The sequence below is a fragment of the Streptomyces flaveolus genome (genome assembly GCF_014648815.1).
Taxonomy (GTDB): Bacteria; Actinomycetota; Actinomycetes; order Streptomycetales; family Streptomycetaceae; genus Streptomyces; species Streptomyces flaveolus.
In genome coordinates, this window is sequence record NZ_BMRV01000002.1 from 785,414 (window position 1) to 793,841 (window position 8,428).

Consider the following 8,428-nt stretch of genomic DNA (forward strand, 5'->3'; position numbering starts at 1 on the left):
TTACTGGATCACCACCTTGACGATGCCGGTGAGGGCGATCTGGGCGAGGGAGAGGGGGACGAGGAGGGTCCAGGAGAGTTTCTGGAGCTGGTCCTCGCGCAGCCGCGGGTAGGTCACGCGCAGCCAGATCACGACGAAGGCGAGGACGGCGGTCTTCAGCAGGGTCCAGACCCAGCCGAGGCCGTCGGCGCCCCAGGGCCCGTGCCAGCCGCCCAGGAACAGGACGGTGGTCAGACCGCACAGCACGACGATTCCGGCGTACTCGGCGAGGAGGAACAGAGCGAAGCGCAGGCCGGTGTACTCGGTGTAGGCGCCGAAGATGATCTCCGAGTCGGCGACCGGCATGTCGAACGGGGGGCGCTGCAGTTCGGCCAGCCCGGCGACGAAGAAGACGAGGGCGCCGACGATCTGCCAGGGCAGCCACCACCACTCGAAGGCGTCGAGGATGCCGACGAGTGAGACGGTGCCGGCCGCCATCGCCACCGAGGCGGCGGTGAGCAGCATCGGGAGTTCGTACGCGAGGAGCTGGGCGGCGGTGCGCAGGCCGCCGAGGAGGGAGAACTTGTTGGCGGAGGCCCAGCCGGCCATGAGCGAGCCGAGGACGCCCACGCCCATGACGGCGAGCACGAAGAAGATCCCCGCGTCGACGACCTGTCCCACCGCTCCCTCGCCGGGCCCGATGGGGATGGCGAGGAGGACGAGGAGGTACGGGAGCAGGGCCACGGCGGGGGCGAGCTGGAAGACGCGGCGGTCCGCGTCCCCGGGGACGACGTCCTCCTTCTGCGCGAACTTCACACCGTCCGCGACGAGCTGTGCCCAGCCGTGGAAGCCACCGGCGTACATCGGGCCGAGGCGGCCCTGCATGTGGGCCATCACCTTGTGCTCGGTCTGGCCGACGATCAGGGGGAAGGTGAGGAAGACGACGAAGACGATCAGGAGGCGCAGGGTGACGTCGAGAGCGTCGTTCACTGCGTGCCTCCTGGGCGGTCGTCGGGTGTTTCGGGGCGGGCGGGGGGCCGCGAAGCCTCTCGGGTCTCCGGGTCCGCAGGACTGTCCGGGGTTACCGGCCCCTCGGCGTTCTCGGGGCTGTCCGGGTGCTCCGGAGTCGCCGCGCTGCCCGGGGTCTCCCCGTCCTCCGTGCTCCCCCGGCCCTCGGTCGTGCTCCCCCGGCCCTCGGCCTCCTCGGCCGGCTCGGTGGGCTCGGCCGGCTCGGTGGGCTCGGTGGGCTCGGTGGGCTCGGTGGGCTCGTCGAAGGCCGGGCGGGCGTGGTGCCAGGGTGCGTCGGGGCTGCGGGGCGCGGCAGCGGGCTTCGGGGCGGGGCGCGGCTCCCCGGCGGCGCCGGACGGGCCGGCCTCGTCGGACCGGCCCACGGTGGAGTCGGTCCGCTGGGAGGCGGAGCCCTCACTTGCGCTGCGTGCGCGCCGGGCGGTCGGTGTCCTGGGCCCTGCGGAAGCCTGGCCCTCCCCACCGGGTGCGTCCGCCGAGCCCTCGGGGGCCGCCGGCCCCGGCCGCTGCGACGCCGAGCCCTCGCTCGCGCTGCGTGCACGGCGGGCGGTCGGTGTGCTCGGCCCGGCGGTCGGTGTGCTCTGCCCGGTGGCCTCCCGGCCCTCCCCGCCGGATGCGTCCGCCGGGCCCTCGGGGGCTGCCGGTCCCGGCCGCTGCGAGGCGGAACCCTGGCTCGCGCTCCGCGTACGCCGCGGCGTCGACGCCGGCCGGGCCGACGAGGACTCCGTGGCCGGGATACGCGAGGCCGAGGTTTCCGGCGCCGGGGTTCCGGCAGCCGTGGTGCCCGTGGCCGGGGACTCGACGGCCGGAGTCTCAGTGCCCGGCGTTTCGGTGCCCGGAGCTGTCTGGCCGGCGGAGCCCTGGGCTGCCGTGCGCATGCGGCGGGCCGGGCGTTCTCCCGCCGCGCGGGCCGGACGGTCGCCCGCCGCGCGGGCGGCGCCGCGGGCCGGGCGGGCCGGGGCAGGGGGGAGCTGGCCCTTCAGCGGGCCCCACTCGTTGGGGTCGGGGACGCCCGGGGGCAGCATCTGGCGGCGTCGGGGGCCGCCGTGGTCGGACTCGCCGGGTTCCTTCGCGCCGGGCCATGCCTTGGCCACGCGGGCGGCGAGGACGAAGTCCTTGCGCAGGGGGTGGCCCTCGAAGCCCTCGGGCAGCAGCAGGTGGTCCAGCGCGGGGTGGTCCTCGAAGACGACGCCGAACATCTCGTGCGTCTCGCGTTCGTGCCAGGCCGCGCCCGCGTACACCGCGACGGCGGTCGGCAGGACCGGGGACTCGTGCGGAACGGTCGTGCGCACCAGCAGCCGGCGGACCGGCGCGAGCGCGGCCACGTGCGCCGCGACACGGAAGCCCGTGCCCGGTTCGTCGACCGCGCTCAGCCAGTCGAAGTACGTGCAGCCCAGCCGGTCGCGGGCGGTCTCCAGGGCGGAGATCCAGGCCGCCGGCGGCACGTCCACCGTCAGGAGGTCGTACGACTCCTCAGCCGTGGCCTCGGCCCCGAAGAGTTCCCCGGCATCGGCGGGCAGCCAGCCGACGGCGCTCATCGGGCCTCCCCCGAGTCCGGGGCGGGCGGCCGCACCAGGTCACTCTGCAGGGCGGCCGCCGACGGGCGCGGCGAGGTGCCGTACCGCTCCCCCAGCGACTCCCGGGCGATCTTCTCCTGGAGCTTCAGGATCCCCTGGAGCAGCGCCTCGGGGCGCGGCGGGCAGCCGGGGACGTAGACGTCGACGGGGATGATCTGGTCGACGCCCTTCGTCACGGAGTACGAGTCCCAGTACGGGCCGCCGCAGTTGGAGCAGGCGCCGAAGGAGATGACGTACTTCGGCTCCGGCATCTGCTCGTAGAGGCGCTTGACGGCGGGGGCCATCTTGTCCGTGACCGTGCCCGACACCACCATCAGGTCGGCCTGGCGGGGTCCCGGGGCGAACGGGATGACGCCGAGACGGATGAAGTCGTGGCGGGCCATCGACGCGGCGATGAACTCGATGGCGCAGCAGGCGAGGCCGAAGTTGAAGACCCAGAGCGAGTAGCGGCGGCCCCAGTTGAGGACGACCTTCATCGGCTCGGGGGCGAGCCGGGAGAGGGCGCCCAGCCGCTTCGGCTCCGGCAGCAGGACGGGCTCGGAGCCGGCGGAGGACGCGGAGGCGGAGGGGTTCACGTCCATGACAGGACGCCCTTCTTGTATGCGTAGAGCAGGCCCACGGCGAGGAAGCCGAGGAAGATGAACATCTCCACGAGCGTCGTCGCGCCGTACCCGGGGTCGGCGAAGATCGTCGCCCACGGGAAGAGGAAGATCGAGTCCACCGCGAAGATCACGTACAGGAACGCGTAGACGTAGTAGCGGACCTGGGTGTGGGCCCAGCCCTCGCCGACTGGGTCGACTCCGCACTCGTACGTCAGGAGCTTCTCGGGCGTGGGGACCACGGGCCGCAGCAGGCGCCCCGCGCCGAAGGCCACGGCCACGAAGAGCACGCCGACGAGGGCGAGCAGTCCGACGACCGAGTAGGACTGGAAGTAGTCGGCCGCGATGCCGACAGTCGGTTCCGGCACGTCCGTCCCTCACTCCCTGTCCGAACCCTGCGAGCCCCGAACGCTGCTGTCCGACGATCTGTACGCACGGGAGTCTAGGCGCTGATAAAGAGAGGGTAAGCAGCCCGTCGCACCTTGAGACGCCGGGGTGGGGTTTTCCTCAGGAGATGCCCGGCGGTCCGCCTCATGGCGCGGGGCCGCGCCGCACGGCACGCTGGCCCGTATGACCGAACGCCTCTCGCCCTCGACGCATGCCGGACACGCCGGCGAAGCGGACAGCGACCGCCTGCCACCGGCCCGTTTCGCCCTCGACCGGCACACCTGGAAGGAGATCGCCCATCTGTTGGCGAACCTTCCGGTGGCGTTGCTCGGCTTCACGTACGTCGTGACGATGCTGTTCGTCGGTGGCGGGCTGACGGTCACGGTGATCGGGCTGCCGTTGCTCGCGGCCGGGCTGTCGGGGGCGCGGCTGCTGGGCAGGATGGAGCGGGCGCGGGCCCGGGCACTGCTCGGGGTGCGGGTGGAGGAGCCGAGCCGGCTGCCGTGGCGGGGCCCGGGCGGGTTCTTCGCCCGGATGTGGATGGCGCTGAAGGACCCGGTGGGCTGGCGCACGGTCCTGTACGAGCTCATACGGCTGCCCTGGGGCGTCGTCACCTTCACCGTCACGCTGACGTCGCTGTTCGTGCTGTGGCCGGTGCTGCCGTTCGTCGCGCGGGGCCTGACCAACGTCGACCGGGCCATGGTGCGCGGGCTGCTGTCGCCGTCCGACGAGCTGGAGCGGCGGATCTCCGAGCTGGAGTCGGACCGGGGGGTCGTGGTCGACACGGCCGCGGCCGACCTGCGGCGCATCGAACGCGACCTGCACGACGGGGCGCAGGCCCGGCTGGTCAACCTGGCCATGGGGCTGGGCCTGGCCAAGGAGAAGCTGCTGGAGGACCCCGACGCGGCGGCGGCGATGGTCGACGAGGCGCACGGCGAGGTGAAGCTGGCCCTGCAGGAGCTGCGGGACCTGGCGCGCGGCATCCACCCCGCCGTGCTGACCGACCGTGGCCTGGACGCGGCCCTGTCCTCGGTGGCCTCGCGCTGCACGGTGCCGGTGAAGGTGACCGTCGACCTGACGGAGCGGCCGGCGGCGGCGATCGAGGGCATCGCCTACTTCACCGTCTCGGAGCTGCTGCAGAACGTCAGCAAGCACAGCGGGGCGAGGTCCGCCTCGGTGGAGGTGTGGCGGACGGCCGACCGGCTGCTGATGCAGGTGGGCGACGACGGGCGCGGGGGTGCGCGTCTGGACGGCGGTACGGGGATGAAGGGTCTCGCCGAGCGGTTGAGCGCCGTCGACGGCCTGTTCGCGATCCATTCGCCGGAGGGCGGCCCGACGACGATCACGGCGGAGCTGCCGTGGCGCGACCGTTCGGACGCCGACGGCTCCGGCGGCACCCACGGCACGCGGTAGCGGACCGGTTCCGAGCCACGCCCCGGCGTTCACGCGCCGGGGCGTTCGCGTGCCGGGGCGTCCCTGACCCGGCGGGGTGGGGAAAACCCCCCTTCCAGGACGCCGACGGGCTGCATGGCCCGGGGACGTGCGGTCGAGGAGGGTGGAGTCAGGACAGCACAGCCACAGGTCGAGGAGAAGGACGGCACCGATGGCCACGGAGTACGGGCAGGGTTACGGGCTCGGGAGCGAGTCCGGTCTTTCCGCGGACGCCGGTTCGCGGCGGCACCGGCTGCCGGCGGGGCTGCGGGCGCCGTTCGAGAGCCGCAGCTGGCGGGAGTTCGGCTTCGTGCTGCTGAGCCTGCCGATCGGGATCATGCTCTTCACGTACGCCGTCACCATGATGTCGCTCGGCGCCGGGCTGCTGGTGACGTTCCTGGGCGTCCCGGTACTGGCCGCCGCGCTCGCCGGCTGCCGGGGCGTCGGGGCGCTGGAGCGGGCCCGGGCGCGCGCCCTGCTGGGGCTCGACGTGGCCGCGCCGGAGCCGCTGCGGATGAGCAAGCCGGGCGCCATGGCCTGGATGGGTGCCGTCCTGAAGAGCGGCTCGTCCTGGCGGAGCCTGCTGTACGCGCTGCTGCAGCTCCCGTGGTCGGTGTTCTCGTTCGCCGTCGCCGTGAGCCTCTGGTCGACCGGCTGGACGATGCTGACGTATCCGCTGTGGTTCTGGGTGTTCCCGGCGTACGCCGGGCAGGACGGGATCCAGCTGTACGGCGACGAGACGCACCGGATCTACCTCGACAACCCCTTCGAGATCACCGTGACCGCGCTGGTCGGGCTGCTGGTCACCCTGGCGACGCCGTGGATCGTCCGAGCCCTGACGACGGTGGACCGGCTGCTGGTGCACGGGCTGCTCGGTCCGTCGCGGCTGGCGACGCGGGTGGTGGAGCTGGAGTCGGACCGGGGGGTCGTGGTCGACACGGCCGCGGCCGACCTGCGGCGCATCGAACGCGACCTGCACGACGGGGCGCAGGCTCGCCTGGTCAACCTGGCCATGGACCTGGGGCTGGCGAAGGAGAAGCTGCGGGAGGACCCGCAGGAGGCGGCGCGCATGGTGGGCGAGGCGCACGGCGAGGTGAAGACGGCGCTGCAGGAGCTGCGGGACCTGGCGCGCGGCATCCACCCGGCCGTGCTGACCGACCGCGGCCTGGACGCGGCCCTGTCGGCGGTCGCCTCGCGCTGCGCGGTGCCCGTGCGGGTGGAGGTGGACCTGGCGGAGCGGCCGGCGTCGGCGATCGAGGGCATCGCCTACTTCACGGTGTCGGAGCTGCTGCAGAACATCAGCAAGCACGCGCGGGCCACGGCGGCCGCCGTGGAGGTGTGGCGCGTGGAGAACCGGCTGATGCTCCAGGTCGTGGACAACGGCGTGGGCGGCGCGAACGCGTCCGCCGGTTCCGGTCTGGCGGGACTGGCCGAACGGCTCGACGCGGTGGACGGGATCCTCGTGGTGGACTCGCCGGCCGGGGGCCCCACCCGGGTGACGGCGGAACTGCCGTGGCGGACGGAGCCGGTACGCCGCTGAGCTGCCGCCGTCAAGAACACCGCCGGCCGGAGCCCCGTACCCCCGGGCTCCGGCCGGCATGATCGGAATTCGGCCACCGAGCGTCCGAATCCCGGCCCGGCCTCCCCCTCTTCCCGGTTCTTCCCGGCGTACGAACGCATCCGGCCCCCGATGCTGGAATGCTGGACTTGTCGCACGGACGGTTCGTGGACGCGGCGTGGGCCGCGCGGGCCGTGGGGTGGACGGAGTCTGGCTGTGGGGGGCCGAGGATCGTGGAGGACAGGGTGCGGGTGGTCATCGCCGAGGATTCGGTGCTGCTCAGGGAGGGGCTGACCCGGTTGCTGACCGACCGCGGGCACGAGGTGGTGGCCGGTGTCGGTGACGCGCAGGCGCTGATCAAGACCATCACGGAGCTGGACGCGCAGGGAGAGCTGCCGGACGTCGTCGTGGCGGACGTACGGATGCCGCCGACGCACACCGACGAGGGTGTGCGGGCGTCGGTGCAGCTGCGCAAGGCGCACCCCGGGCTGGGCGTGCTGGTGCTGTCCCAGTACGTGGAGGAGCGGTACGCCACCGAGCTGCTGGCCGGTTCCAGCCGGGGCGTCGGCTATCTCCTCAAGGACCGGGTGGCCGAGGTGCGGGAGTTCGTGGACGCGGTGGTGCGCGTGGCACAGGGCGGTACGGCGCTCGACCCCGAGGTGGTCGCGCAGCTGCTCGGACGCAGCCGCAAGCAGGACGTGCTCGCCGGGCTCACCCCGCGGGAGCGGGAGGTCCTGGGGCTCATGGCCGAGGGCCGGACGAACTCCGCGATCGCCAGGCAGCTCGTGGTCAGCGACGGGGCCGTCGAGAAGCACGTCAGCAACATCTTCCTGAAGCTGGGCCTGTCCCCGAGCGACGGTGATCACCGGCGCGTTCTCGCCGTGCTCACCTATCTCAATTCCTGAGACCACGATTCCGGGGAACGATGACGGACTCGATTTCCAGGACCTGATTACCGGAACTTCGATTCCCGGGGCGCACATTCCTGGGATCTTGTCACCGAGCCCGTCAGGGCTCGTCCGAACGATGGAGAAACCGCAGCACGGACAGGGGGCGTCTTCAGCGGTGCACGGGGGCGAGGAGACAGTGGACCGGCAGGGTGCCGGGCCGTCTCGAGGTCGTGTCCATCATGCGAATGTCTACCGGAAGTCAACACCCGCGGACGTAGGGTTGATCCTGGGCTGGTCGATGGGAGACCAGTCCCCGGACAGCCGCCTCGAGGGAGGTCCAGTTCAGTGACCAGCCAGGTCAGCAGCCCAGCGGAGCAGGCCGACGGAACCGTCGTAGGAGAGCAGCGCAAACCGGTCGGGGCGAAGGACGTGCGCCGGCTGGACCGGGTGATCATCAGGTTCGCCGGGGATTCCGGTGACGGGATGCAGCTCACCGGTGACCGTTTCACCTCGGAGACGGCGTCGTTCGGCAACGATCTGTCGACGCTGCCGAACTTCCCGGCCGAGATCCGGGCGCCCGCCGGCACGCTGCCGGGTGTCTCGTCCTTCCAGCTCCATTTCGCCGACCACGACATCCTCACCCCGGGGGATGCGCCGAACGTGCTGGTGGCGATGAATCCGGCCGCGCTCAAGGCGAACGTGGGTGATCTGCCGCGGGGTGCGGAGATCATCGTGAACACGGACGAGTTCACCCAGCGTGCGATGCAGAAGGTCGGTTACGAGACCTCTCCGCTGGAGGACGGCTCCCTCGACGGGTATCAGGTGCATCCGGTGCCGCTGACCACGCTGACGGTGGAGGCGCTCAGGGAGTTCGACCTCAGCCGCAAGGAGGCCGAGCGCAGCAAGAACATGTTCGCGCTGGGCCTGCTGAGCTGGATGTATCACCGTCCGACGGAGGGTACGGAGAAGTTCCTGCGGTCG

The 8,428-nt window shown here is 72.3% G+C and carries 8 protein-coding genes; 4 read left to right on the forward strand and 4 right to left on the reverse strand.

Going from position 1 to position 8,428, the window contains the following annotated elements; all coding sequences use genetic code 11:
- The 4 genes from IEZ05_RS07545 to IEZ05_RS07560 are packed head-to-tail and all read right to left on the reverse strand — an operon-like array spanning position 1 to position 3,549.
- On the reverse strand, positions 1–969 hold the full coding sequence (locus IEZ05_RS07545; protein WP_189229195.1) for a complex I subunit 1/NuoH family protein: 969 nt from the start codon (positions 967–969) through the stop codon (positions 1–3).
- Positions 966–2,543: an NADH-quinone oxidoreductase subunit C gene (locus tag IEZ05_RS07550; RefSeq protein WP_189229196.1), complete on the reverse strand. Its 1,578-nt coding sequence runs from the start codon at positions 2,541–2,543 to the stop codon at positions 966–968. Before IEZ05_RS07550 ends, IEZ05_RS07545 begins: the two co-directional genes overlap by 4 nt.
- Positions 2,540–3,163 carry an NADH-quinone oxidoreductase subunit B gene (locus IEZ05_RS07555; protein ID WP_189229197.1) on the reverse strand — a complete coding sequence of 208 codons (624 nt, stop codon included), beginning with the start codon at positions 3,161–3,163 and terminating at the stop codon, positions 2,540–2,542. The genes IEZ05_RS07550 and IEZ05_RS07555 overlap by 4 nt, the downstream gene beginning before the upstream one ends.
- A complete protein-coding gene (locus IEZ05_RS07560) occupies positions 3,154–3,549 on the reverse strand; it encodes an NADH-quinone oxidoreductase subunit A (RefSeq protein ID WP_189229198.1) in 396 nt (131 codons plus the stop codon). Before IEZ05_RS07560 ends, IEZ05_RS07555 begins: the two co-directional genes overlap by 10 nt.
- 202 nt (positions 3,550–3,751) lie before the next feature.
- On the opposite strand from IEZ05_RS07560, the gene IEZ05_RS07565 reads away from it, so the two are divergent.
- The 4 genes from IEZ05_RS07565 to IEZ05_RS07580 form a co-directional block, all read left to right on the forward strand.
- Positions 3,752–4,981, forward strand: a complete 1,230-nt coding sequence (locus tag IEZ05_RS07565) for a sensor histidine kinase (RefSeq protein ID WP_189229199.1) — start codon at positions 3,752–3,754, stop codon at positions 4,979–4,981.
- A gap of 190 nt (positions 4,982–5,171) precedes the next feature.
- Positions 5,172–6,539 (forward strand): sensor histidine kinase, encoded by a 1,368-nt coding sequence (locus tag IEZ05_RS07570; RefSeq protein WP_189229200.1) that lies wholly within the window; start codon positions 5,172–5,174, stop codon positions 6,537–6,539.
- 263 nt (positions 6,540–6,802) lie between these two features.
- Positions 6,803–7,462 (forward strand): response regulator transcription factor, encoded by a 660-nt coding sequence (locus IEZ05_RS07575; protein ID WP_308033321.1) that lies wholly within the window; start codon positions 6,803–6,805, stop codon positions 7,460–7,462.
- Between the two features lie 330 nt (positions 7,463–7,792).
- Positions 7,793–8,428: 2-oxoacid:acceptor oxidoreductase family protein (locus IEZ05_RS07580; protein ID WP_189229202.1), on the forward strand; the 636-nt coding region annotated here is incomplete at its 3' end.